The sequence below is a fragment of the Sorangium sp. So ce117 genome (assembly GCF_051524395.1).
Lineage (GTDB): Bacteria > Myxococcota_A > Polyangia > Polyangiales > Polyangiaceae > Sorangium > Sorangium cellulosum_B.
The window spans coordinates 7,524,625-7,551,228 of sequence record NZ_CP150309.1; the positions used below are offsets into that span (position 1 = coordinate 7,524,625).

At 71.4% G+C, this 26,604-nt stretch carries 13 protein-coding genes; 9 read left to right on the forward strand and 4 right to left on the reverse strand.

The genetic code is table 11. From position 1 onward, the window contains the following. Positions 1-78: 78 nt before the first annotated feature. The 5 genes from WMF46_RS28085 to WMF46_RS28105 all read left to right on the forward strand — a co-directional run bounded on the left by WMF46_RS28085 (position 79) and on the right by WMF46_RS28105 (position 9,524). Positions 79-3,567 carry a Kelch repeat-containing protein gene (locus WMF46_RS28085; protein ID WP_437980011.1) on the forward strand — a complete coding sequence of 1,163 codons (3,489 nt, stop codon included), beginning with the start codon at positions 79-81 and terminating at the stop codon, positions 3,565-3,567. A gap of 188 nt (positions 3,568-3,755) precedes the next feature. Beyond that, positions 3,756-5,027 carry a radical SAM protein gene (locus tag WMF46_RS28090; RefSeq protein WP_437980012.1) on the forward strand — a complete coding sequence of 424 codons (1,272 nt, stop codon included), beginning with the start codon at positions 3,756-3,758 and terminating at the stop codon, positions 5,025-5,027. After that, complete coding sequence (locus tag WMF46_RS28095) at positions 5,024-5,989, forward strand: hypothetical protein (RefSeq protein ID WP_437980013.1); 966 nt, start codon at positions 5,024-5,026, stop codon at positions 5,987-5,989. Before WMF46_RS28090 ends, WMF46_RS28095 begins: the two co-directional genes overlap by 4 nt. Before the next feature lie 190 nt (positions 5,990-6,179). Beyond that, positions 6,180-7,127, forward strand: a complete 948-nt coding sequence (locus WMF46_RS28100) for a glycine zipper family protein (protein ID WP_437980014.1) — start codon at positions 6,180-6,182, stop codon at positions 7,125-7,127. A 183-nt stretch (positions 7,128-7,310) separates the two neighbouring features. Next, on the forward strand, positions 7,311-9,524 hold the full coding sequence (locus tag WMF46_RS28105) for a hypothetical protein (RefSeq protein ID WP_437980015.1): 2,214 nt from the start codon (positions 7,311-7,313) through the stop codon (positions 9,522-9,524). 76 nt (positions 9,525-9,600) lie between these two features. Here WMF46_RS28105 and WMF46_RS28110 read toward each other — a convergent pair whose 3' ends face one another. Together WMF46_RS28110 and WMF46_RS28115 are read right to left on the reverse strand one after the other, a co-directional pair. After that, positions 9,601-10,992, reverse strand: a complete 1,392-nt coding sequence (locus WMF46_RS28110; RefSeq protein WP_437980016.1) for a hypothetical protein — start codon at positions 10,990-10,992, stop codon at positions 9,601-9,603. Positions 10,993-11,103: 111 nt separating this feature from the next. After that, positions 11,104-14,040, reverse strand: a complete 2,937-nt coding sequence (locus WMF46_RS28115) for a DUF4215 domain-containing protein (RefSeq protein WP_437980017.1) — start codon at positions 14,038-14,040, stop codon at positions 11,104-11,106. 462 nt (positions 14,041-14,502) lie between these two features. On the opposite strand from WMF46_RS28115, the gene WMF46_RS28120 reads away from it, so the two are divergent. From WMF46_RS28120 to WMF46_RS28130, 3 genes are all read left to right on the forward strand, one after another. Next, complete coding sequence (locus WMF46_RS28120) at positions 14,503-20,109, forward strand: DNA repair ATPase (protein ID WP_437980018.1); 5,607 nt, start codon at positions 14,503-14,505, stop codon at positions 20,107-20,109. A 326-nt stretch (positions 20,110-20,435) separates the two neighbouring features. Beyond that, a complete protein-coding gene (locus WMF46_RS28125; RefSeq protein ID WP_437980019.1) occupies positions 20,436-21,638 on the forward strand; it encodes an FIST signal transduction protein in 1,203 nt (400 codons plus the stop codon). A gap of 658 nt (positions 21,639-22,296) precedes the next feature. Continuing rightward, positions 22,297-23,730 (forward strand): hypothetical protein, encoded by a 1,434-nt coding sequence (locus tag WMF46_RS28130; protein ID WP_437980020.1) that lies wholly within the window; start codon positions 22,297-22,299, stop codon positions 23,728-23,730. A gap of 74 nt (positions 23,731-23,804) precedes the next feature. On the opposite strand, the gene WMF46_RS28135 is transcribed toward WMF46_RS28130, so the two are convergent. Both WMF46_RS28135 and WMF46_RS28140 read right to left on the reverse strand, forming a co-directional pair. Continuing rightward, on the reverse strand, positions 23,805-24,767 hold the full coding sequence (locus tag WMF46_RS28135) for an L-lactate dehydrogenase (protein WP_437980021.1): 963 nt from the start codon (positions 24,765-24,767) through the stop codon (positions 23,805-23,807). A 110-nt stretch (positions 24,768-24,877) separates the two neighbouring features. Then, positions 24,878-26,068, reverse strand: a complete 1,191-nt coding sequence (locus WMF46_RS28140) for a mechanosensitive ion channel family protein (RefSeq protein ID WP_437980022.1) — start codon at positions 26,066-26,068, stop codon at positions 24,878-24,880. 83 nt (positions 26,069-26,151) lie between these two features. Between WMF46_RS28140 and WMF46_RS28145 the strand changes: the two genes are divergently transcribed. Next, a complete protein-coding gene (locus WMF46_RS28145) occupies positions 26,152-26,598 on the forward strand; it encodes a CoA-binding protein (RefSeq protein ID WP_437911676.1) in 447 nt (148 codons plus the stop codon). Positions 26,599-26,604: the final 6 nt, after the last annotated feature.

Genomic DNA, 26,604 nt, shown 5'->3' on the forward strand with positions numbered 1-26,604 from the left:
CGCGCCAGGAGCGCGTCCTCCACGCCCTGAATCTTCGCGCCACCGCGCGCAACAGAAGGCGGCGGAGGCCATCGGGACATGAGATCGATCGGAAGGCTCGGGAGCGCCGCTGCCTGCGGGTTCGTGACACTGTGCGCGAGCGTCGCGTCGGCGGCCACCGCGCCGTCCTGGGAGAGCGTGCCGCCGATGATCACCCCGCGGGGCGAGCATACGGCCACGGTGCTCCAGGACGGCAGGGTGCTCGTCGCGGGGGGATACCCGGAGCTGGACGAGCCGCCCTACACGACGAGAGAGGCGATGAGCCTCCGGGCCGTCGAGATCTACGACCCGGCGACCAGGACGTGGTCGCCCGCAGCGCCGCTCCTCCAGGCCCGCAGCGGACACGCGGCCATCCTTCTGCCGGACGGCCATGTCCTCGTGGCCGGCGGCAGGATGAGGAACGCAGCGGCGCTGGGAACGTTCCTGCCTTCGGCCGAGATCTACGACCCGATGAGCGACACCTGGACGCCCGCAGGACCGCTGTCGATACCCCACCCCGCGCCCTCGATGATGCTCGCCGGCGGCAGGCCGGTGCTCGTCGGCCTGGGCTGGGACTTTGCGGATCACAACATGGATGGCGCGGCCGAGCTGCGCTATTACATGAATTCGGCCATCTACGACCCGGAGTCGCGCGGCTGGGCGGAATTGCCGTTCTGCAAATCCGTGGACCGGTACATAGGGTATGGGCCCAGTCCCGTGAGCGCAACGCTGCTCCAGGACGGCCGGGTCATGGTGACAGGAGCCGGCTGCAGCCTCTATGATCTGGAGACCCGGATCTGGACCTGGGAGAACGGGGCCGTGAGGCCGACGACCGAGCACGAGGCCCCCAGCGCGACGACGCTCCCGGGTGGCGGGGTCCTGGTCCTGGGAGGCATCTACGCCGGTTCGGCCCCGGCTGATCCTGCCTTCTCGCAGGTCTATTTCCCGCAGGACGATCGATGGGCGCCGACCTCCGGGTCGTATGCTCCGGCCTCGACGCCGTGCCCTGCGGGCGGCTGGGGCATCAAGGGAATGCGCACATCGCTGCTCCCGAGCGGAAAGGTGCTGCTCACGGGAGGTGTGGAGCCCTGTTTGGCGCAGGGGACGAGAGACCCCATCTTTCCCTTCTACGCGATCCGGGCGATCTTCGACGAGGCGACCCTCTCCTGGTCGAGCCTCGACCTGGAGCCGCCCGAAACCATGGCGCGCGCCCGCCATTCCTCCACGCGGCTCAACGACGGCAGCGTGCTGATCGCCGGCGGCTACATCGATGCGTCGACCGCGACGGCATCGGCCGTGCTCTTCCGCGAGCGCTCGCAGCTCGGCGCGGCCTGCGAGACCGACAGCGACTGCGGGAGCGGCTCCTGCGCGGACTCGGTCTGCTGCGACGCTGCCTGCGCCGGGCCCTGCGACGCCTGCGCGGCGGCCTCGGGAGCGTCGCAGGATGGCGTCTGCACCCCGCTCACGGGCGTCGCCTGCGACGACACGGACGCGTGCGTCGTCGGGGGTCTTTGCGAGGCGGGCGCGTGCGTCGACGGCGCGGCCGCGCTGGACGGGACCCCGTGCAGCGACGGCGACGTGTGCTCCGCGGCGAGCGCTTGCGTGGGCGGGGCCTGCGTGGGGTCGAGCCTCGCGGTGTGCCTGCCCGTCGATGACTGTCATGAAGCGCCGGTGTGCGACCCCGCGGCGGGGTGCGCGGCGCCCGCGTCCGCGAAGCCGGACGGTGCGCCCTGCGACTTCGCCGGTTCCGAAGAGGGTTGGGAGGTGACGGGGCGAATGGGCGTCCTCCTCAACCAGCCTGGGGCCACGCTGCTCCAGGATGGAACGCTGCTCATGATCGGGTTCGGCGAGACAGGCAATCCGCCGCAGCCGGGCAATGTCTGGCTCCGTTACGACCCGAGCACGGGCTCGTGGCAGCCGCCGGCGAAGCTGGACGGGCTGAAGCTGCCGTCGAGGCTCGTATCGCTTCCTGACGGGACGGCCCTGGGGCTCCCCGATCGCCCGCTCCGGCGCCCCTCGCCGACGATGCGATTCGACCCTGAGACGGGCGTGTGGACGCCGGCCGCGGCCAGCACCGGACCGCGCCTTATCACCCGCGCGACGGTCACGCCGCTCGCGGACGGCCGGGTGCTCGTCGCCGGCGGCGACAACAACGTCGACGCGGGCGCAGAAAAGGTCGAGATCTACGATTCCGTGACGGACACGTGGACCCTGGCGGCGCCCATGAACGTCCCGCGGAGCCTCGCCACGGCGACGTTGCTGCAGGACGGCAGGGTCCTCGTCACGGGCGGAGACGAGGACTCCCCGAGGGTGAGCGCGGAGATCTACGACGCGGCGACCGACACGTGGACGCGCGTCGCCTCGATGAACTGGAGCCGCCAACAGCACGCGGCGACGCTGCTTCTGGACGGCCGGGTGCTCGTCGTCGGGGGACGAGGAGGGAGCAGCAGAAGCAACCTGGAGATGGCCGAGATCTACGATCCGGCGAGCGACACGTGGACCTCGACGGGAGCGACGGTCGAGCCACGGTACTCCCCCACCAGCGCGGCGCTCCTCCCCGACGGCAGGGTCCTGGTGACGGGCCTCCCGTCCTCATCCAGAGCCACTGACGGCGCCTTCACGGCCGAGCTCTACGACCCAGCGAGCGACACCTGGACGCTCGCGCCGGCGCTGGACGTGAGGGCTCAGAGCGCCGTGATGGAGCGGCTCCACGACGGCCGTATCCTGATCGCCGGCGGCGGTACGACCTATCAACGTCTCGACAATGCGTGGCTCTATGTCACAGCGCGGCCGGCGTCGCCCGGGATGTGCCAGAGCGGCGCCTGCGTGCCGGGCGAAGGCGGGAGCGGGAGCGCGGGCGCGGGGGGCGGCAGCGACGGCGCCGGCGGCAGCACCACGGGCGAAGGCGGCGGGGCCGTGAGCGGCAGCGGCGGTGCAGGCGGCACGGCCGCCGGCGGCCACGGCGGAGGCGGCGACGGCAGCGGCGGCGACACCAGCAGTGGTATCGGTTGCAGCGCCGGCGTCGGTGGCGATCCAGGCGTCGGCGCCAGCAGCGGGGTCGGTGGTCATCCGGACGGCAGCGGCGGCGATGGCAGCAGCGGTGTGGGTGGCAATCCAGGCGCCGGCGGCGGCGACGGTGGCAGTGGCGCCGGTGGCAATCCAGGCGCCGGCGGCGGCGACGGTGGCAATGGCACCGGTGGCAATCCCGGCGGCGGAACCAGCGGCGGTGGCGCTGGCGGCGAAGGGGGCGCTGGCGGCGAAGGGGGCGCCGGCGGCACGGCCGCAGGCGGCCAAGGCGGTGACACCAGCCATCAAGGAGGCGCCACATCCACAACGACCAGCGCGGGCGGCGATGACTCCACGACCACCGGCGCCGGCGCGACGGGCACGCAGAGCAGCGGCGGAGGTGAGCTCCCGAGCGCAGCAGGGGGCTGCGCCTTCCGCACGGCGACTGGCCCTCAGGAGACACCGGCCTGGCTGCTCGCCCTCGGGGCGCTCGCCGCCACGCGGCTGCACCGGCGCCTCATAAGGCCCCGCCGCACCGCCTGAGCTCTCGAGAGCATGTGCGCACATCGCACCGTGGCTCGTCCCCACGCCCACGGATCATTTCGTCCTCGCAAGAGCCAGGCGCTATGGCGATGGCCGACCTTGGGCATGCGCCCGCAGCGCCGCGAGCCTCGCGTCCGCCCCCTCGCGTCCGGTTGACTCGACTCGGTGACTCATCGACCATGTCGTCCATGGTCCCCTTCGTTGCCTTCATTCCGCTGTCGAACTGGCTGCGGGGCTTCGATCGCTACGGGATGCGTTACTCGAAGGCGTTGATCCGTGAATCGACCTTCCCCGACGCTTTCTACATGCTGAAGGAAGACGAGCCCTTTGCGCCCGGGCTCGAGAAGGCGCGGAGGCTCGTGACGAGGCTCGGGCGGCCGAAGGATCGCGTCGTGGCGCTGCGGGCGCGGCTCCCCGTCGGGCCCGACGCGATGCGCCCGAACGACGTGACGGGCACGGGCATCGGCTGGCGCTGGCCGTCGAGCGACATCCCCTTGAGCGGCGTGGCGTGGGTCGATGCGCATGGCGCCCTCGTCCCCACCCGCCACGAGGAGATCACCGCGGAGGCCTTTCGCCTGGAAGACGCCGGCCTCGTCGACTGGGCGAAATGCCGGCCGCGGAGCATCTCGGTGCTGCCCGTCGCGAATGCTTGCCAGGCGCGTTGCGCATTCTGCTTCTCGAAGGCGAGCGTCTCGGATCTCGCGCGCCAGCAGAGCGCCACGCTGGAGCGCTACCTCGACTGGGCGAAGCGCGCGAAGGAGCGCGGCGCCGAGCGCGCCGTCATCACCGGCGGCGGCGAGCCGACGTTGCTCGATCCCGAACGGCTCCGCGCGCTCGTTCGTGGCCTGTCCGAGCTCTTCCCGAAGACCCTCCTCATCACGAACGGCGCGCGCCTCGACCTCGCGCAGGTCGAACGGCTCCGGGACGCAGGGCTCACCACCCTCGCGGTGAGCCGGCACGGCGTGACGCGCGAAGACGACGCGCGCATCCTGGGGATCGAGGTCGACTCCGGCGCGCTGGGGAGCGCGCCGGACCTCCGCACGCGGGCCATCTGCGTGCTCCAGCGCGGCGGCGTCGACGACGCCGCGAAGGTGCGTGCTTACCTCGAACGGAGCGCCGGAGAGGGGTTTCAGGAGGTGTGCTTCAAGGAGCTCTACATCTCGAGCCTCTCGGAGAACCCGTGGGCGCCGAGCGCGGCCAACCGGTATTGCGAGGCAAACCAGGTCTCTCTCTCTCTCGTGCTCCACACGCTCGCGGAGCTCGGCTTCGAGCGATGCGCGGAGCTCCCCTGGGGGAGCCCGGTCTTCGAAGGAACCCTAAGAGGCCGCGTGCTCCGCGTGGCCGCCTACACCGAGCCATCGGTCGGCTGGGAACGGACCCATGGCCTCGTCCGCTCGTGGAACGTGATGGCCGATGGGTCGTGCCTCGCCTCCCTGGAAGATCCGAGCTCCACGTTATGAAACACGAAGCGTTCCTCGCGCGCCGCGCCGAGCTCAGGGCCACGCGCCCTTCGCTCGTCGATCTCTCGGAGCTCAACGTTTACCGGAGCCTCGCGCGTCTCTTCCCGGCCATCGCGCCCTCGACCCACCCGGAGGCGCCGTATCGCTGTCACCTCGCGGAGCGGTTCCTCGCGCACCTCGAGCTACCGCAGGCGCTCAAGCCGCGCACGCAGGTCAGCCACGGTATCCGTCGCTCGCTCCGCGCGCTGTTCGAGCTCCTCGCGAAGCGGGAAGCGCGCGTCGGCGTCCCCGCCGACGTCTACCCCGTTTACCAGCAGCTCGCGGCCGAGGCGGGAGCGACCGTCGTCCCGTGGAATGCGCGCCTCGGGTTACCTGTCCTCGACGGGCTCGACGCGGTGTTGATCTGCGAGCCCCTGAAGCCGTGGGGCTCGCACCTGTCGCCGCTCGAAGCGGCCCAGCTCCGGCGCTGGGCGCGCGCGGACGAGCGGCGGATGCTGATCCTCGATTCGGCCTATTCGACGCCGCCGACGGAGCAGGCACGGGCGCTGCTCGACGACGAGAGCGCGATCCTCCTCGCCTCGCTGTCGAAGGGCTGGCTCATCCCGGATCACGCGGGGCTCTGCGTCGTGCCCGAGCGCCTTCAGAAGGAGGCGCGGGACGCGTTCGCGAAGCTGCCGAAGGACGAGCCGCGGATCCGCATCGCCTACGCGGCGCTCACCGAACATGCCTCGCGCCCGCGGGAGGTCGGCGCGATCCTGGGCGAGCGCGCGCACCAGCTCGACGCGCTGACGAGCGCGAGGCCCGATCTGAGAGCTTCCCGGTGCAACGGCTACTTCGCGATCTCGGCGAGGTCGTTCGGGGAACTGCTCGAGCTTGGGATCCTCGGCGTGCCGGCGCCGGTCTTCGGTGGGCCCGAGGACTTCAGCGTGCTCTCGAGCCTCGAAAGCCAGGGAGCCCGTTGAGCCACGGCGCTCGGTGCATGGGTACGTGTTGAGTTGGCGTCACCTCTCCATGAGGGCCGGATCGCATCTTGGTTGCGCGATCCCGGTAGCCCCCCTGTAGGGAGGCTCGCGACAGGGGCCTGTCCATGCCTGTCAAGTCTTTTCGGCCGCGCGCCGGGCGACCGAATTTGGCCCCCTCCATCCCCTCCTTGTGATCCAATCTCAGACGCCGGTCGCGGGCGCCGCGTCCTGCCCGCGTCTGTCTATGGCCGAGGTGCTCGCCGCTTCGCTCGCGTTCCCTGCCGTGATCTTCACGGTCGCGCTCGCGCTCGCGCTCATCTACTGGCTGTTCGTGCTCCTGGGCGCGGTCGATCTCGACCTGCTCGGCGGCGCCCACGGCCACGCTGCCCCCGACCTCGGCGGGCTCGAAGGCGCCGCCAAGGGCGCGCTCGAGGGTGCCGCCAAGGGCGCGCTCGAAGGCGCCGCCAAGGGCTCGCTCGAAGGCGCCGCCAAGGGCTCGCTCGAGGGCGCTGCGACGGGCACGGCGGACGGGGCCGACGGCGCGCATGACGCCGGCTCGCTCCTCGCCGCGCTCCAGCTCCACCGCGTGCCGGCGACCGTGTCGCTCACGCTGATCGCGGCGTTCGGCTGGTTCACGAGCGCCCTGTCGACGGTGCTCGTCGAGCCGCTCTGGCTCGGCTGGGGGCTGCCTGGCTGGACGCTCGGCGTCGCGGTGCTCGCCGGCTCGCTCGCCGCGGCCGTGCTCTCGACCTCGCTCGCGGTGCGGCCGCTCGGCCCGCTGTTCGTGACCCGGCACGGCCAGTCGAAGAAGGATCTCGTGGGCCGCGTGTGCGTCATCTCCACCGGGCGCGTCGACGAGCGCTTCGGCCAGGCGACGATCGACGAGGGCGGGGCGAGCCACATCCTCGACGTCCGGTGCGACACGGAAGGCGCGCTCCGCCGGGGCGACCGCGCGCTGCTCGTGAGCTGGGACCCGGACCGAGAGATCTTCAGCGTCGAGCCGCTCGACGCCCTCCTCGGCCCTCCCCCTCCCCTGGCCGACCGGGGTGCGTCCCGCGTGGAAGCACGCCCGGCCGGCGTCGAGGAGGACGACGCGCCCGCGGCGCGCGCAGCGGACGAGCGGCAGCGCCGCGGCTGAACGCCGGCGCGGGCGCCGCCGCTGAACGCCGCTGTCGGGCGGGCGGTTTCGTGTACGCTCTTCCCCTAGGGGGCGTCATTCAGCCCCCGACCCGGCTCTGAGCGGGCCTGGCCGTCCGACCCTCACCGACGTGAACGCGGGGGCCGGCGGCCTCCCCTCCACCGAAACGCGAAGGAGCTCCGCGTGCCCCCTGTGACCGTCCCCTTAATCATCGTCCTCGTCGGCGTCCTCGCCTTCGTCGCCCTCGGGATGCTGGTGATGTACGCCAAGTTCTACCGCCAGGTGGATCAGGGCAAAGCGCTGATCATCAACACGAGAGGTCAAGACCCCATCGTCACCTTCACCGGGACGCTGGTGCTGCCGATCATCCACCGCGCCGAGTACATGGATATCTCGGTCAAGACGATCGAGATCGACCGGCGCGGCAAGGAAGGCCTCATCTGCAAGGACAACATCCGCGCGGACATCAAGGTCACCTTCTTCGTGCAGGTGAACAAGACGCAGGACGACGTGCGCACGGTCGCGCGGACCATCGGCTGCGTCCGCGCGTCGAACCCGGAGACGCTCGAGCAGCTCTTCGCCGCGAAGTTCTCCGAGGCGCTCAAGACGGTCGGCAAGCGCCTGAACTTCGAGGACCTCTACAAGGAGCGGCAGAAGTTCAAGGACGACATCATCGACGTCATCGGCAAGGACCTGAGCGGGTTCGTGCTGGCCGACGCGGCGATCGACTACCTGGAGCAGACGCCCATCGAGCTGCTCGACAAGGACAACATCATGGATGCCGAGGGCATCCGGAAGATCACCGAGCTCACGGTCGCGCAGAACGTGCTGACGAACGAGCTCCGCCAGAAGGAGCGGATGGAGATCGGCAGCCAGAACCTGAACTCCGACGAGGCCATCTTCCGCTTCGACCAGCGCCGGGCCGAGGCCGAGGCGAAGAAGGCCAAGGAGATCGCGGTGGCGCAGGCGCGCGAGCAGAACGAGGCCGCGCGCATCGTGAGCGACGAGCGCAAGAAGACGGTGCTCCTCCAGGAGAAGAACGACGAGGAGGCCTTCGTCGCCCGCGAGGCGAAGGAGCGCGGCGTCTCGGTCGCCCAGAAGAACAAGGAGCGGGAGGTCGCGGTCGAGACCGAGCGCGTGGAGAAGGCGCGTCAGCTCGAGATCGTGAGCCGCGAGCGCGACGTGACGCTCCAGCAGATCGCGCGCGAGAAGGAGCTCGAGCTCCAGAAGAAGGACATCGCCGACGTGGTCCGGGCGCGGATCGCGGTCGACAAGACGGTTGCCGAGGAGGAGGAGCGCATCAAGGACGTGCGCGCGGTGGCCGAGGCGACGCGCCTCAAGGACGTCACGCGCATCAACGCGGAGGCCGAGGCGCAGGAGCAGCTCGTCAAGCAGCTCAAGGGCGCGGAGGCGAGCGAGGAGGCGGCGAAGTTCCGGGCGCGAGAGAAGCTCATCACGGCCGACGCCGAGCTCGAGGTGAGCGACAAGGCCGCGCGCGCGAAGATCCGCCTCGCCGAGGGCCTGCAGGCCGAGTCCGCGGCCGAGGGGCTGGCGCGCATCCGGGTGAAGGAGGCCGACGCGCAGGCGATCGAGAAGCAGGGGTTCGCCGAGGCGCGCGTGGCGCTCGAGAAGATGAACGCCGCCGCCGCCGGCGAGGAGAAGCAGGGCCTCGCGCGGGTGATGGTCAAGGAGGCCGAGGCGATGGCGATCGAGAAGCAGGGGCGCGCCGAGGCGACGGTCGCCAAGGAGCGGCTCCTCGCCGAGGCGGCGGGCATCGAGCAGAAGGGGCTCGCGGCCGCGCGGACGCGCGAGGCCGAGGCGCTCGCCCTCGAGAAGACGGGCCTCGCCGAGGCGACCGCGATCAAGCAGCGGCTCCTGGCCGAGGCGGCCGGCACGGCGGAGAAGGCGGCGGCGATGAAGGCGCTCGACGGCGTCGGGCGCGAGCACGAGGAGTTCCGCCTCCGGCTCGAGAAGGAGCGGGCGGTGGAGCTCGAGTCGCTGCGCATCCGGGCCGAGATCGCCAAGGCGCAGGCCGAGATCCTGCACGGGGCGTTCGAGCACGCGAAGATCAACATCGTCGGCGGCGACGGGGCGTTCTTCGATCGCTTCGTCAAGGCGGTGACCCTGGGCCAGTCGGTCGACGGGCTTGTCGACCAGAGCGCGACGGTGCGCGCCCTGGCCGGCGACTACCTGAACGGCAACGCGAGCGTCACGGAGGACCTGAAGCAGCTCGTCGCGCCCGGGGGAAAGCCCTCGGACGGCACGCTGTCGGGGCTCCTGACGTCGCTCTTGCCGACCGCCGACGCCGACGGGAAGAAGAAGATCGAGGCGCTCGCCCAGAAGGCGCGTGAGCTCGGTATCGACGAGCTCGTGAAGCTGCGCACCCCGCGCGCCTGAGCGTCGCGGGTGGGAGAGCGGTGATCGGCAGTCGTCGATCGCTACCGACCTCCCACACCCATCAAGACACGGATCTTTACTGCTTCCTCGTCACGTGGATCACGGCGGCGAGGCACATCTCGTCGAGGGTGCTCTCGCCGAGGTGCACGTCCACCGGGGCGGGGAGGTGCTCCTCCTTGAGCGCCTTCGCGAGGAATGGATTGCTGTTCGAGTTGTCGTACGTGCAGCGCATCGTCAGCAGGTCGCCGCCGCGGAGGCGCGGGAGCTGCTCGATGGGAGCGTCGTAGTAGAACCCGCGCTGCCACGAGAAATCCCACCTCGGCGTCTGCACAAGGCACTGCTCCGCAGGCGCGTCGGCGGCGCCCTCCTCGCGCTCGAGGGTGACCTTCATGTCCGTGCCGACGTAGTGCATGTGCGTGCCGGCGCCATAGAGGTACATCTCCGAGAGAGATACCGCAGCGGGCAGCCTGAACTGCATGGTCTCGACATGATCCTTCTCTCCGGCGGGGATCAGGAACTCCACGCCATCCGCGTCGTTCGGCCCGGGGAGGAGGCCGCGCCCCTCCGCGAAGGGAGACTCGAAGTTGCCGATCAGCGCGATGCCCATGAGCCACTCCGGCTCGCCCTGGGTGAAGCGCAGCTGGAGGCGCGTCGCGTCGGGCTCGGCGGTCGTCCCGGCCGGGTGATAGTGGACCTGCATCACCAGCCGCGCCCCCGCCGGGAGCTCAGCGCCGATGTTCGGCTCGAGCTCGATGGGGACGCCCCCCGGCGCCCACGCGGCGACGAGCTCGCCCGAGAACCCGGGGCCGCCAAAGCAGTCGTATCCGCCGTGCTCATCCACGAGCGCGTCGGTCGCGCCATCCCTGTCGATGAACACGAGCGCGTGGTGCACGACCTTGCTGTTGCCCGGCATGAGGTGAACGCCGTTGATGTACCGCGTCTCCGTGAGCCCAGGATCCATCACGAAACACCGGAACTGGTCGGCATCGCCGCTCGCGACGAACGGCTCCTGCGGCGCGACCTCCAGCTCGACGCCCGGCAGCCCCCGCGCCTCGGCCACGAACGGGGGCGGCGCGTCCGCCGGATCCCCCTCGGGAGCGCCCGAGGCGGCCCACGCCTCGAGGACCGCTATCTCCTCCTCCGTCAACCGGAGATCGTCCTTCCAGCCGTGAGGAGGCTGGCACTCGTCCGTCTCCATCGCCCCCCACGGCGGCATCGTGCGCTCCCGCGCCGAGCGCGCGAGCAGGCTGGCCACGCTGTGCGCGGAGTCGTACGCCGTCAGGCTGAACGGGGCGATGTTGCCGGCAGAATGGCAGCTCATGCAGTGCTTCTGCAGCAGCGGCTCGACGTCTCGATGGAACGTCGGAGACGCCGCCGTGGAGCCCGGCGCTTCCCCGCCGGAGCACCCGAGGAGAAACCCCGGAACGAGCGCGAGCAACGTGAGCGCGCCAGATGTCGAATTTCGCATGGTCCCCCTCTTCGATAGCCCGCGTGTTACGTGTTCTGCGCCGTCGAGAGGGCAGCGCGACGGCCCCAGGCGAGCCGCCGCGCTCCCGTCGCCGTCAGGGCGCGCGCTGGATCAGTGGATCTCGTTGTGGCACGTGGCGCTGCAGTCGTCGCCGCTCGCGGTGTTGCCGTCGTCGCACTCCTCGAACGCCGTCTGCCGCACGCCGTCGCCGCAGTGCGGGCCGAACACGCAGCCCTGAGCGCACTCGCCGTAGCCGCCGTCGTTCTCGCCGTCGTCGCACTGCTCGGGCGGCGCCTGGGTCACGCCGTCGCCGCAGCGCGGGCCGTACACGCAGCCCGGAGCGCACTCGCCGTAGCCGCCGTCGTTCTGTCCGTCGTCGCACTCCTCGCCGAGCTCCCGCTGCACGCTCCCGTCGCCGCAGACGGCGCCGATCCGGCAACCGAGGCAGCCCATGCTGCCGTCGTTCACGCCGTCGTCGCACTCCTCGCCCCACGCGTCCTGGGTGACCCCGTCGCCGCACTTCGCCGCGTCGCCGCACTCCGGCGTGCACCCGCCGTAGCGGCCGTCGTTCACCCCGTCGTCGCACGTCTCGTTGGGCTCCTGGACGACCGCGTCGCCGCACCGCGGCCCGATGACGCACTCCGGCGTGCACCCGCCGTAGCGGCCGTCGTTCACGCCGTCGTCGCACTCCTCGCCGAACTGGCTGTCGATCTCCTCGTCCCCGCAGCGGGGAGCCGCCACGCAGCCCGGCGCGCAAGCCTCGGAGCCATAGCCGCCCAGGTTGGTGCCGTCGTCGCAGATCTCGTACGGCGAGGTCGTCACCCCGTCGCCGCAGTAGAGCCCCAGCGTGCAGCTCGTCGAGCATTTCCCGTACCCCGCGCCGTTCTCGTCCTCGTCGTCGCACTGCTCGTCGGGCGTGACGATGCCGTCGCCGCACACGGGCTCGCACACGGACGAGGCCGCGTTGAAGCCGCCGAGCGTCAGCTTGTAGCTCGACGCCGTGGTGTGGCGCTCCGCCTGGAACACGACGACCTCGTAGACGCGCCCCTCCGTGAGGCTGAGGTCATCCATGCGCACCGTCCCGCGATCGTCCTCGACGCCTGCGACCTCGCCGGTCCCCATCGGGGTGTGGATGCCGCCGAGGTCGATGCGGAGCCGGTTGTTGATGAACACCCAGACGTCGTCGTCCCCGTAGAAATCGAGCCGCTCCCCGCCGTGGTACTCGAACCAGGTGCGGACCTCGCTCGTGAAGTAGAAGTTGTGGTTGCCCGCCACGGCCCAGTCGTTGAACGGATCGCGGGCCTCGCGGTTCGTCTCGCGGTTCGCCGCCGGCACCGACGGGTCCTGCCAGCCCTTGCCGTCGAGCGGGAAGAACAGGTGATCCTCGAAGAGGAACACGTCCGACGTCCCGACCCGCTGGAGCGGGAGCCAGTCCACGACCGTCTTCGAGAGGGACGAGTCGTTGTACCAGCGATTGAAATCGGTGGCGTTCGTGAGGAAGGCATTCGGCCGCGCCGCGGCGAACTGGGGCTTGCCGTCGGCGCCGAGCGCGCTCTGCACGATGCCCGTGACGATGGCGTCCGGGGGGTTGGTCCCGGGCTCGAAATTCGGCTGACCTGCCTTGAAATCGCGGTACACGATCGGCACGCGGAGCTCGTCGCCCAGGGTCGAATCGTTCCTGCAGCTGTACCCCGGCTCGACCATGCACCCGATCGAGCAGCCGTCGCCGCTCCTCGTGTTGCCGTCGTCGCACGCCTCGTCGCCGAGGCGCAGCCCGTCGCCGCAGGCCGACGAGCACCCGCTGTCGCCGCAATCCGGCTCGACCTGGCAGAACGGCGTGCAGCCGTCGCCGAGGTTGGCATTGCCGTCGTCACACGGCTCCGAGCCCTCCCTCTTCCCGTCGTTGCAGACGGTATCGCGGCAGATGTAGCCGCCGGTCGCCGGCTGGCACACGAGGCCAGGCTCCCACTTGCAGGTGGCGTCGCACCCGTCGCCATTCGTCGTATCGCCGTCGTCGCAGTCCTCGCCCCCGACGACGCGCCCGTCGCCGCAGACCGCCGTGCAGCGGCTCCCCGCGCGCGCGCAGTCGAACCCGGCCTCGAGGCCGCAGGTCGACGAGCAGCCGTCGCCCGAGAGCGTGTTGCGGTCGTCGCACGCCTCGCCCACGCCGATCTGGCCGTCGCCGCACACGACCGTGAACGTGCAGTGCACGCCGTCCGGGCACTTCCAGCCGGCCTCCACCAGGCAGCTCGGCGAGCAGCCGTCTCCCGGCTCGGTGTTGCCGTCGTCGCACCGCTCGGTCGGCCGCAGGCGGCCGTCGCCGCAGCGCTCGACCGGCTTGCAAGGCTGCCCCGGGACAGGGCACGTGACGCTGCCGGGGTCCTCCAGCGCGCAGACCTCGGAGCACCCGTCTCCGGACACCGCGTTCCCGTCGTCGCAGCTCTCCCCGCCCGAGACGCGCGCGTCGCCGCACGAGTGGAGCCGGTAACACGGCTCTCCCGGCGTCCGGCAGACCCAGTCGCCCGGCTCCCTCTGGCAGCGATCGTCGCAGCCGTCGCCCGAGGCGGTGTTGCCGTCCTCGCAGCTCTCGCCGGGCTCCACCGCCCCGTTGCCGCACGCGATCGTCGTGTGACAGAGCTCCCCGGGCTCGCAGACGCAGTACGGCTCCACCTTGCAGGCGCCGGAGCAGCAGTCCCCGGGGAGGCTGTTCCCGTCGTCGCACGCCTCGCTCGCCTGGTTGACCTCGCCGTCGCCGCACGCCGGCTCGACCGCGTCGCACTCCGGCGGAGGATCCGGCGATTCGCAGGGATCGCCCCCGGCGCCCCCGCTCCCGCCCGATCCGACCGTCATGAACCCGCCGAAGCCCCCGCTGCTGTCCTCGCCGCCGGTGCCAGAAGCCCCGCCGCCGCCCGCACCGCCCACGCCGCTGCCCGTACCGCCCTCGCCGCCGCCACCACCCTCATCGCCGCCGCAGGCGACGAGCGGACCGGCGAGCACGACGAGGAGCACGGAAGTAAGTCTTTTTCCCAAGCCCATCGACGCCACCATCCCAACTTGCTTCAGAAGGTCGTCACGCTGTCCAAGCCACGCCGCGAGGCGCCTCGATGAGGCGCGCCGCTGGAGGCGGAGTGAGCGCACGTCGCACAGGCGCACGCTCGCATCGACATGTGGGTCGCCCTCGTTCCCGCCCATCGCAACGCAGCCACCCGCGTGGAGCAAGCGGATTTCACGGTATAGCGGGTTCCCGACGCGCCGCCCGTCGGGGTGCGACGGAATCCGCGGCAGCGTGGCGGCGCGGCGCGCGAACGATGGCAGCGGCGCTCGGGCTTGACTTCCCTGGAAGACGTCCCGGCGCCGCCTCGCGCACCTCCATGCCGCCGCGCCGCCGCGCGGCGGTCGCCATCTCGCCCCCCGGACGCGGCGAACGGCTGTAACCTGGCCGCGGGCAGGCCGAGGCCCGCGCGGATTCGACGCGGGGGCGGGCCTCTCGGCTGACCACACGGAGCATGCATGGTGTCGACAGGGGCCTTGGACGGCGCGGCCCGAGCGGCGGGGGCGTCCCCGCCGCAGGCGGCGGAGCCGCTGGATGGGGGCAATTACGAGGTCATCCGGCGGCGGCTCGTCGAGCGCGCCGAGGAGCTCGCCCGCCGCGCCGAGGCGCTCAACGCGCGGCGAAAACAGGTGTTCGGCGGCACGGACCTCGCGCTCCTCGAGAACGCCCGCGTCAGGACCGAGAACAACTGCGTACCGCGCGACATCGTGAGCATCCGGGGCAAGCTGCTCGTCGGCTACCTCGTGTTCATGGGGCTGAAGGAGGTCAACGTCGGCGACGTCTTCAGCCTCCACCGCTTCGCGAAGGACGGCGGCGCGTTCGACCTGACCCACGTGCCGCTCGACGAGGGCGAGGCGTTCCTCGGCGACCCCAGCTTCGTCAAGGAGTTCAAGGACCTCCACCGCTACGTCAAGGAGCCCAGGCTGCTCCAGCTGCGGCGCAGCGGCGAGACGCGGCTGCTCGCCATCTTCCAGGTCGGCGCGACCGAGCGCGACACCAAGGTGTTCCGGTGGAGCATCGACGCGACCGGGCGCATCCGGTACCTCGACGCGCGCGGCGACGAGGACAACGTCCGGCCGCGCGCCCACGACTTCGCCTGGACCCAGGCCACCCGCGACGACCACGTGCAGGGCAAGCACCCGCACGTCGCGATCCTCGGCGAGATCTTCGTCGAGACGGTCGGCGGCGATCTCACGGTCAAGGTCGAGAACAACACGACAACGGGGCTCGGCATCTACCGAGAGCCGGTCGACGACGCGGGCCAGGCGCTCGACGACGCCGACATCCAGTACGCCCGGCTCGGGCCGCTCATCCTGCTCAAGATCAAGCCGTTCCGGGAGCCCGCGTACCGCTACCTCGTCTACAACGGCCGCACCCGGAAGGTCACGCGCATCGACGCGATCGGCCTCGCCTGCCTGAGCCTCCCCGAGGACCAGGGCATCGTCTTCCCGAACGGCTACTACCTCATCACCGGGGAGACGAAGCGCTTCGAGGGCAGCACCGAGAGCCTCGTCTTCGAGCGGGTCATCCGCTCTCCGAACGGGGAAGACGTGCTCTACGTGTTCCACCAGGTCGTGGAGGGGCGGTACGTGCTCTTCCCGTACAACCTGATCCGCAAGGAGATCGCGACGCCGATCCAGTGCCACGGGTACAGCCTCTTCGACGACGGCAAGATGGTGATCTTCCGGGCGTCGAGCGACGAGGCGACCCGCGTCCACCCGATGCAGATCTGGCAGACGCCGTTCATGACCGCGGAGTTCGCGGCGTCGGCGCCGACGGACGGCTCGTACCTCGCGAAGGTGGGCAACGCCGACCTCGTCCGGGGGATCTCCGACGCGCTCAGCATGCGGCGCGCGGCGCTGGACGGGTCGCCGACCCGGCAGACGTACGAGGATCTCATCAGGACCGCCGAGCGGATGGCCGACGCCTACTACTGGCTCGGCCACGCCGAGGCGGGCGATCTCCTGTCCGTCGTGAACGAGCTCCGGGGCGTCTCCGAGAGCATCGTCGACGAGTTCGAGAAGGTCGAGGGCATCAAGGCGCGCGCCGCGGCCGCGCTCGCCGAGGCCGAGGCGGCGCAGCGGCAGCTGCTCTCCGGGGTGCGGCCCGAGGACGCGGCGAGCGTCGACGCGTTCCTGAAGGCCCTGACCGCCCTGCGGCGGCAGCGGGGGCACCTCATCACGCTCCGCGAGCTCAAGTACATGGACCTCGGCCGCGTCGACGCGCTCGAGGCCGAGATCGTCGCGCGCGCCGACGAGGTGAGCCAGGCGTGCGTGACGTTCCTGCTGGGCGAGCAGGCGTTCCGCCCGCTGGCCGACCGGCTCGCGGGCCTCATCGCGAAGATCGAGGCCGTCGCGAAATCGCCCGAGCTCGCGCCGTTCGCCGCGGATCTCGACGCCGTGAACGAGGGGCTCTCCGTCCTCGCCGAGATCGTGGCGAGCCTCAAGGTCGACGACCCCACGGCGCGGACCCGGATCCTGGAGGGGATCAGCGAGGTCTACGCGCAGCTGAACCGCGCGCGCGCGACGCTGAGCGCCCGCGGCAAGGACCTGCGGGGCGCCGAGGGGCGCGCCGAGTTCGGCGCGCAGTTCAAGGTGTTCGGCCAGAGCGTCTCGAGCGCGATCGCGGTGTGCGACACGCCCGAGCGCTGCGACGCCGAGCTGTCGAAGCTGCTCGTCCAGCTCGAGGAGCTCGAGGGGAAGTTCGGCGAGTTCGACGAGTTTTTGGGCGAGCTCGCGGCCAAGCGCGAGGAGGTGAACGACGCGATCGCGGCGCGCAGACAGGCGCTGCTCGACGAGCGGCAGCGGCGCGTCTCGAACCTCGTCGCCGCGGCGGACCGGATCGTCCAGGGGGTGGCGCGGCGGGCGCGCACCTTCGCGGGCGTGGACGAGCTCAACACGTACTTCGCGTCCGACGCCATGGTCGCGAAGCTCCGCGATCTCGCGGCCGATCTCCACGCGCTCGGCGACAGCGTGAAGGGGGACGAGGTCGAGGCGCGGCTCAAGTCGGCGCGGCAGGACGCGCTCCGGGCGCTGCGCGACCGCGAGGACCTGTTCGAGGGCGGCGGCGACGTCATCAAGCTGGGCCGCCACCGCTTCAACGTGAGCACGCAGGCCCTGGAGCTCACGCTGGTCCCGCGCGGCGACGGGCTCGCGCTGCACCTCACAGGGACCGACTTTTTCGAGCCGATCGAGGACCCGGCGCTCGAGAGCGCGCGCGATCTCTGGGGCCAGGAGCTCGCGAGCGAGACCCCCGAGGTCTACAGGGGCGAGCTCCTCGCGGGCTCGATGCTCGCGGACGCGGAGGCGGGGCGGGGCGGGCTCTCGATCGAGCGGCTGCGCGAGGCGTCGCTCGGCCCGGGCGGGCTGCTCGGCGCGGTGCGCGCGTACGCGGAGGGCCGGCACGACGAGGGCTACGAGCGCGGCGTCCACGACTCGGACGCGGCGCTGATCCTGGAGAAGCTGCTCGCGCTGCGGTCCACGGCGGGGCTCCTGCGCTTCGGCAGCGCGCCGCGGGCCCTCGCCTGCCTGACCTGGGCGGGGCTCGACGCGCGCGCCCGGGACCTCGCGCACCGGCGGTCGCGGAGCCTCGGCCGGCTTGCGGCGCAGCTCGGCGAGAGCGAGGCGCGGGCGGCGCTCGCGGCCGAGCTCGCGCAGGGCGTGGCCGCGGCGGCGGCGGCGCACAGGCTCGAGGCGAGCGCGGCGGACGTGCGCGTGGCGGCGCGGTACCTCGTGGAGGAGCTGGCGGCGGAGCGCCCCCGGTTCGTGACGAGCGACGCGGCGCTCGCGCTGCGCGACGCGCTGCTCGCGCGCCTCGACCTCGAGGGAGGCCGCGCGGCGTTCGAGGAGGACCTGCGGCAGCTCGAGAAGCACCCGGCCGAGCGGCTGGAGCTCGCGCTCGCGTGGCTGCGCGGGTTTGCCGCCAAGACCCCCGCGCTAGGTCACCTCGCGCTGGAAGCAGCGGTCGTCGTCGTGACGGAGCGGCACATCGAGCGGGAGCCGAGCGGGGCCGTCACCGAGGCCCGCGTCGAGGGGCTGCTCGGGCAGCACCCGCGCATCAAGGAGCGTGCGATCGCGCTCCGGCTCGACGAATTCCTGAGCAGGATCGAAGACTTCCTGCACGGGAGGGCGCCGCGCTACCGCGCCTACAGGAAGGTGCGGAGCGAGATCGCGGAGCGGGAGCGGAAGCGGCTGCGCCTCGAGGAGTTCGCGCCGCGGGTGCTCACGTCGTTCGTGCGCAACCGGCTCATCGACGAGGTGTACCTCCACCTCGTCGGCGCGAACCTGGCGAAGCAGCTCGGCGCCGCGGGCGACGTGAAGCGCACCGACCTGATGGGCATGCTGCTGCTCATCTCGCCGCCGGGCTACGGCAAGACGACGCTGATGGAGTACGTCGCGAGCAAGCTCGGCCTCGTGTTCATGAAGGTGAACGGGCCGTCGCTCGGCCACGAGGTGACGTCGCTCGACCCGGCCGAGGCCCCGAACGCGACGGCGCGCCAGGAGGTCGAGAAGATCAACCTGGCGTTCGAGATGGGCAACAACGTGATGCTGTACCTGGACGACATCCAGCACACGAACACGGAGCTGCTCCAGAAGTTCATCTCGCTCTGCGACGGGCAGCGCCGGATCGAGGGCGTGTGGCGGGGCCGGACGAGGACGTACGACCTGCGCGGCAAGAAGTTCTGCGTTGTGATGGCGGGCAACCCGTACACGGAGTCGGGCGCGCGGTTCCAGATCCCCGACATGCTGTCGAACCGGGCCGACACGTACAACCTCGGCGACGTCCTCGACGGCAAGGAGGCGCTGTTCGCGCTGAGCTACCTGGAGAACGCGCTCACGTCGAACCCGACGCTCGCGCCGCTCTCCGGGCGCGCGCCGGGCGACACGCACAAGCTCATCCGGATGGCGCAGGGCGAGGCCATCGCCGCGACGGAGCTCGAGCACGCCTACTCCGCCGCGGAGGTCTCGGAGATGGTCGCCGTGTTCGAGCGGCTCTTCCGGGTGCAGAAGGTGCTCCTGTCCGTGAACCTCGAGTACATCCGGAGCGCGTCGCAGGACGACGCCTTCCGGACGGAGCCGCCGTTCAAGCTGCAGGGCAGCTACCGGAACATGAACAAGCTGGCCGAGAAGGTCGTGGCGGCGCACACGCACGAGGAGGTCGACCGGCTCATCGACGATCACTACGTGAGCGAGTCGCAGACGCTGACGACGGGCGCCGAGCAGAACCTCCTCAAGCTCGCCGAGCTGCGCGGCCGGATGACGCCGGAGCAGGCGGCGCGGTGGGACGACATCAAGAAGGGCTTCGTGCGGATCAAGCGCATGGGCGGCAAGGAGGACGACCCGGTCGTGCGCGTGACCGGCACGCTGTCGATGCTGGGTGAGCAGCTGGAGGGCATCCGCGGGGCGATCGGGAAGGCGGCCGCGGTGGCGCAGGCGGGGGACGCGCGGGCGCGCGAGATGAAGCAGTGGCTCGCGCCCGAGATGGAGCGGCTCTCCGCGGCGCTCAAGGGGGTGGCGCAGCCGCGGGTCGACGTGAAGGTCGAGACGGACCGGTCGGTGTCGGAGTTCGTGGGGCACCACCTGTCGCTGGTGGAGCGGATCGTGGCGCCGCTCGCGAAGGCGACGACGCAGAGCGCGTTCGGCATCCGGGCGATCGAGGCGCAGGTCTCGGAGCTCGCGCAGGGGCTCCGGTCGCTCGAGGAGAAGGTCCGCGCGGCGGCGCGCCCGCAGAGCCAGCCGCCGCCGCCGCGCTTCGAGGCGCGGGTCGGGGCGGCGTCGCCGGCGAACTTCTACCGGACGGCGCCCGCGGCCGACGTCGTCGACAACGGCGGCATCTTCGTGCCGACCTTCCGGCCGCCGCCGGCGCGCGGGACGACGGTGGCGCTCAAGATCCCTTTCGCGGAGGGCGGCGAGATCGACGCGGTGGGGGTGGTCGAATGGACGCGCGAGGCAGCGGAGGAGGGCCCGCCTGGGTTCGGGGCGCGCTTCGTGCGGCTCTCGGGCGAGCAGCGGGAGCTCGTCGAGGGGTTCGTGCGGCAGCGGGAGCCGATGCTGCTCGGCATGTGAGCGCGCTCGCAGAGCGGGCGCTCACGTGCTCGCCTGGTGACGCCGACGCGACCCTGCGCTCGCGCTCGCGCGCGCGCAGGGCAGAGCAGGGCGCGGTGCTCCAGCGCGGAGGTATGCGGCCCGAGCACAGCATCCGAGCTGAGCCGATGCTGCCCGATGCGCGTCAAACGAGCGAGCGGCCGCGCGCACCCCTCTATCGCGCGCCCCTCTATGAGGAGTGGAGCGGCCTCCCTCGTGCGTGATATCACCGTCATGACGCGGTTCGTCGGCGATGGCCTGGATCCGAAGCCCGCGCTCCGGCGCCGGGCACTCAGGAGCTTCAGCGCATGAAGATGATGACCCTCGGACCCTTTGACGGGAACGCGTGGCTGCTCGGCCGGAAGATCGAGCGGACGGTCGCGGAGTGGAAGGAGCCTGCGCGGCTCGCGATCGTGGCCATGCCGAGCGGGACGAAGCACGAGGAGTACCTCGCCGCGGTCGAGGACGCGACGGGCGTTCCGGTGGTCGGAGCCACCACCGGCGGGGTGTCGTTCACGGAGCGCGGCTTCAGCAGGAGCGGGGTGACGTGCGCCTTCCTCGGGGGAGCGAACGTCGAGGTGGCGTGCACCGCGGCGCGCGAGCTGCGCTCGGATCACGGCAAGAGCATCAGGGCGGCGCTGAGCGACATGGACGAGGCCGTCTCGAGCGGCAGCGGGCGGAGCGGGGCGACGAGCTCGATCCTGGTTCTGGCGGACGCGTTCGCGTGCGACGGCGACGATCTGGTGGCCGCGCTCCGCCAGGGCGTGCCGCCGCACACGCGCGTGTTCGGTGGCACGGCGGGCGACGGGTGGACGTTCGAGGGGGCGCGGGTGTTCCTCGGCCGCAAGGTGCTGACGGACGCGGCGGTCCTGGTGCGCCTGACGCACCGGCAGCGGGTGAACATCGACGTGGTGCACGGGTTCCGCGCCGCCGAGGGCGGGCGGGATTTCACGATCACGGACATCGAGCGGAACGTGCTCAGGACGCTGGACGGGCAGCCGGCGGCGCGGGTGTACGAGGAGGAGCTCTCGCGGCTCGGCTTCCGTTCGAGCGGCGAGGGGCTCCTCCAGACGATGGCGAAGCACGCGCTCGGGGCGAAGACGCCGTTCGGCGAGGCGCTGAAGATCAGGTCGCCGATCGCGATCCGCGGGGACGGCGCGGTGGTGCTGACCGGCGGGCTGGCGCGCGGGCAGGTGGTGCGCGTCGTGAACGCGGCGACCGACACGGTGCTCCAGGCGGCGAAGAGCCTGTCGACGAAGGTGCTGGGGCCGCTGCCCGGGGTGGCCGGTTCGCTGGTGTTCGACTGCGCGGCGCGGTTCCGGATGCTGGGCGAGCGGTACCGGGAGGAAGTGCGGGCGTTCCTCTCGCCGAACACGGCGTCGAACCCGATGTTCGGGATGGCGTGTTACGGGCAGATCGCGAAGTTCGGGGGGAGCGTCGAGGGGTTCTACAACACGAGCGCGGTCATGGTGGCGTGGGGGGAGTCGGACCAGGCGACGGCTGGCGGGTGAGCTTTGCTGGGCTGACGAAGAGGCGGGACGGCTCGTTGCGCGTGTGGGGGCTTTGCTGAGCTGACCGGCCCGAGGAGAGGCAGCTCGGCGCGCGGTGGATGGCACGAGCCTTGCGCCTGCACCGCCTGCGCCGGCTCCGACATCGAATCAGCGTGCGCCCGCACCGTCCTCTGGCACGAGCGCGCAGGCGCAGCGCTCGCCGCACCGGCGCTCGACCCGATAGCCGAAGGACGACCCCATAGGCATTAACCAAGCTCGTTCGGTCACCGAAGCCCACCTCACCATCGGTCACCAACGTAAACGTGGACGTTTACGTGGTCGTGGTCGTTCACGACCCACCGTTGACGACCACGACCACGTAAACGTCCACGTAAACGTCCACGTAAACGTCCACGTAAACGTTCACGGAAACGTTCACGTCGACATGCGATCGGCATCGCCTACGACGCCGCCCCTATCGAAGTTACCCCCCATCCTACCGAGCGGAGCGTCGGGTCCTCGTCGTGCATGAGCCCGGCGCACGTCGATCACTGAGCATACGACAGTGACACGGAGGAGTGACTTCATGCGATGCAATCCGTTGGCGAAGACTCATCGATTCCGGTGCGCCGCTGTGCTCGCCGCGGCATTGTGCGCGACCGCGTGCCAGCGGGCACGAATGTACGAGGAGCCTGAAGGACCGACGCCGGTCGTCGGGTGCGACGTGTTCGCCAGCGCGAGCGCTGCGTCTGGGGGCGCCGGGACGCGCGACGCTCCCTACGCGCGCCTGCAAGAGGCGATCGACAACGCGAAAGGCGGGACGGTTTGCGCATGCGCCGGCCATCCTTTCGCCGAGGCCGTGACGCTTCCCGCGGGGATCGAGGTGCGCGGGGACTTCACGTGCAATGGAGAGTGGAAGCAGAGCCCGGATGCGAAGAGCACGATCGCGGGGCCGGAGGGACAGGTCGCGCTGACCCTGACGGGCGACGCGGACGGGGCGAAGGTGCATGGATTCGTGATCTCCGCGGCGAGCGCGACGGAGCCTGGCGGGTCGTCCATCGCGGTTGTCGTGGCGGACATCGCGGCCGAGCTGCGCCACCTCGAGGTGCGGGCCGGCGACGGCATGCCCGGCGCCGACGGTGAGCCGGAGGCGACCGCGGCAGACGCTGGCGGAGACGCTCCGGCAGAGGGCGCGCACGCACCGACGAATGCCTGCGCAGTTCCCGCGCGCGGTGGTGAGTCCGGACGGATGACGTGCGGTGACGTGGTCACCGATGGTGGCGCGGGCGGGACCGGGGAGACGTCGCCCCTTGCCGTGAGTCTGCCCTCCACGCCCGCGGAACCCGGTGAGGGCGGCAAGCCGCTCGCGAGCACGCCCCCGGACGGGTATGGAGGCACGGTCGACGCCTCGGGAACCCGCCAAGCAGGCATCGCCGGTGCCACTGGCGCCATCGGGACGCCTGGCGCCGGCGGCCAGGACGGGAGGCTGACCCTCGCCGGCATCACGGACGGGGACGGCGCCCCAGGCCAGCCCGGCAAGCCGGGCCAGGGAGGCGGAGGGGGCGCTGGCGCACGCGTGCTGGGCGTCGTTTGTACCTTCATCGACGGACGTCCGGCAGACGGCGCTGCCCCGGGCGGTGGAGGTGGAGGCGCAGGGGGATGCGGCGGCAAGGGCGGCGCAGGCGGGAGAGCCGGCGGGTCCAGCCTTGGAATCGTGAGCATCGGGACGAAGCTGGCTCTGGCCGATGTGACCGTCACGGTGGGTCATGGCGGCAAAGGAGGAATCGGCGCCGCAGGACAGAGCGGCGGAGAAGGGGGGCGAGGTGCGCCTGGCGGCACGACCCGGAACGACGCGAATGCGCCCGACAACGGGGCTGGGGGGAAGGGCGGGCGCGGCGGCGATGGCGGCCCCGGAGGCGGCGGGCGCGGCGGACATGCGATCGGCATCGCCTACGACGCCGCCCCTGCCGCCGTGCGGTCGTTGAAGGAGTTCATCCCTGGAGAGCCGGGTGAAGGCGGTCTGGGAGGACTCGAGTCTTCATCCAGCGCAGGCCACGCCGGCGTCAGCGCCGCCTGCTGGAGCTTCAAAACAGGGACGCGCTGCGCGCCGTGAGCCGCGGCCGCCGCCACGCAGCACACATCGAGGAAGACCTATTTGAAGATGGGCAACGGCCGCGCGGGGTCGCCTCAGAATCCGAGCGATCGGATCGCCTTGCGGATCGTGTCCGCGCTGGCCCGGACGCCGGCCTCCTCCTCGGGGCTCATCGGTATGGGCAGCTGTGACTCGACGCCGGACCGGTTCACGATGCACGGCACGCTCAGGCAGACATCGTCGATCCCGCGATAGCCGCTCAGCAGGCTGCTGACGGGCAGCACGCGGCTCTCGTCGCGGAGCAGGGCTTCCAGGATCTTGGCGGTCGCGAGGCCGATAGCGTAGTTCGTCGCGCCCTTGCCGGAGATCACCTGGGCGGCGGCGTTCTTCACGTTGGAGAAGATCTCCGCCCGGTCGCTCGCGCCGAGCGCGCCGTGGCCGGGCACGGACCACGCGTCGAGCGGGATGTTCGCCACGTTCGCGCTGCTCCACAGCGGCACCTCGCTGTCCCCGTGCTCTCCCGCGATGTACGCGTGGACGTTCTGCACGGCCACGTCGAGCCGCCTTGCGATGAGGAACCTGAACCGGCTGCTGTCGAGCACCGTGCCGCTGCCGATCACGCGGGCGGGCGGGAGGCCTGTCAGCTTGAGCGTGATGTACGTGATCACGTCGACCGGGTTGGTGACGAGCAGGTAGAGCGCGTCCGGCGCGACGGCCTGGAGCCTCGGCAGGAGCTCGCGGCATATCGCGACGTTCGCGGTTGCGAGGTCCATCCTGCTCTGTCCGGGCTTCTGCTTCGCACCGGCGGTGATCACGACAACGTCCGCCCCGCGGCAGACCTCGACGTCATCGCTGCCGTCGAGCGTGGCCACCGGGACGAACTGCAGCCCATGGTTGAGGTCGAGCACCTCGGCGTCGACCTTGGCCCGGTTCGTGTCGAACAGGGCGATCTGCTTCGCCACGCCGCGGAGCAGGCTCGCATAGGCGATCGTCGCGCCGACGCTGCCAGCACCCACGATCGCGACCTTGCTGGAAGAGATGGTCTGGTGATCAGGCATACCGCCGGGTACCGCGGCGGGACGGCTGCACCAAGGCAAATCGGGCCGCTGAGCCCGCGCGGGCTCGGCGGTGATCGCCCGCCGGCGCCACGACCTGAGCCCGCGCAGGCTCAGCCGTGACCGTCCGGCGACGGGGCGGCCGGCGCCACGACGATCGCCGGCACGACCGCCGGCGCCGCCCTCGGGTCGGCGGCGGGCACTGCGGCGCCGGCGGGCCCTGCGGCGCCGTCGGCGGGCCCTGGGGCGCCCGCTGGGGGCCGTATCTCGATGGCGAGGGCCGGCTGCGCCGCGGCGGGGCTGAGCGCCACGCCCTCGTCGCGGCACGCGCGGAAGAACGCCTTCATGACCTCGGACTCCAGCAGATCGTGGCGCTCGAAGTCGGCGATCCAGAACTTGATGACGTAGCGCTGGAAGAGCGGCGTGACGGCGGCGAGCCAGAGCCTGGGCGCGGGCTCGCGCAGCACCTCGGCCACCTCGCTGCAGGCGCGCTGGGCGGCGCGCTCCACGGCCTCGGGCGGAGCGGCGAGCGCGACGAGCATCTCGACGTTGCGCGCGCAGTTCCGGTCCGGCGCGCAGAAGTTCTGGACGCGCGCCTTGGCGATGATCGAGTTCGGCAGGATCACCACGTCTCCGGAGAACGTCCGGAGGCGCGTGGAGCGCCACCCCACGTAGATCACCTGCCCCTCGACCCCGTCGACGAGGATCCAGTCCCCGACGCCGAACGAGCGCTCGGAGTGCAGGGCGAGCCCGGCGAACAGGTTGCCCAGGGTGTCCTGCAGCGCCAGGCCGAGGACCACCGTGATGACGGTCGAGGTCGCGAGCAGCGGCACGAGGTCGACCCCGGTGACCGCGCCGACGATCGAGAGGCCGGCGACCAGGTAGAGGATCGTGAGCAGGAGGTGCCGCACCAGCGCCGGGAGCAGCACCTTCCGGCGCTCGGCGAGCCAGTAGTCGATGATCAGGGTCTCGGCGATCTCGATGGCGAGGTACGCGGCGAGGGTGAGCTCCAGGAGGAGCACGGCCTTGTGGAGCGTGGGCAGCTCTCCCCCGCGGAGGGAGATGAACGCGTGCAGCGCGAGCAGCGCGACGAGCATGCGCGCCGGCAGCCGCATGCGACGGACCAGGAGGTCGTCCAGCGACGTCTGCGTGGCGCCCGCGAGGCGCGAGAGCGAGGCGAAGACCAGGCGGTAGACGACGAAGCCGAGCGCGAGGACGGAGGCCGAGATCGCCAGCGCGACGGGCAGCGAGGCGGGAGAGCGGATGAGGTCGGCCCAGAGCGCGGGGAGCCGGTCGAGGTTCACGCGGCCGAGTCTGCCACAACTCTGCCACGGCCCGAGCGCGGGGATCCGTCGCCGAGCCGCGCCCGGGGGCGTAGACTCCCTCCATGGACGACATTCGCGATATAAGCGACGACGAGGCCCGGGTCGCGGAGCTGGTGCGCTCGGCGCGGCGGGTCGCCGTGCTCGGCATCAAGACCGAGGCGCAGTCGGATCAGCCAGCGTTCTACGTGGCCAGCTATCTCCAGGGCGCGGGTGTGGAGGTGATCCCGGTCCCTGTCTACTACCCTGACGTGAAGACCATCCTCGGCCAGCAGGTCTATCGCCGGGTGGCCGACGTCCCGGGCCCCATCGACATCGTCGATGTCTTCCGGCGGGGCCAGGACGTCGCCGGGCACCTCGACGACCTGCTCGCCGCCCGGCCGCGCGCCGTCTGGCTGCAGAGCGGCATCCGGAACGACCAGGTGGCCGAGCGGCTGGTCGAGGCGGGCATCCTGGTCGTGCAGGACCGCTGCCTGATGGTGGAGCACCGCCGCCACGCAGGGCGGGGCTGAGGCGTC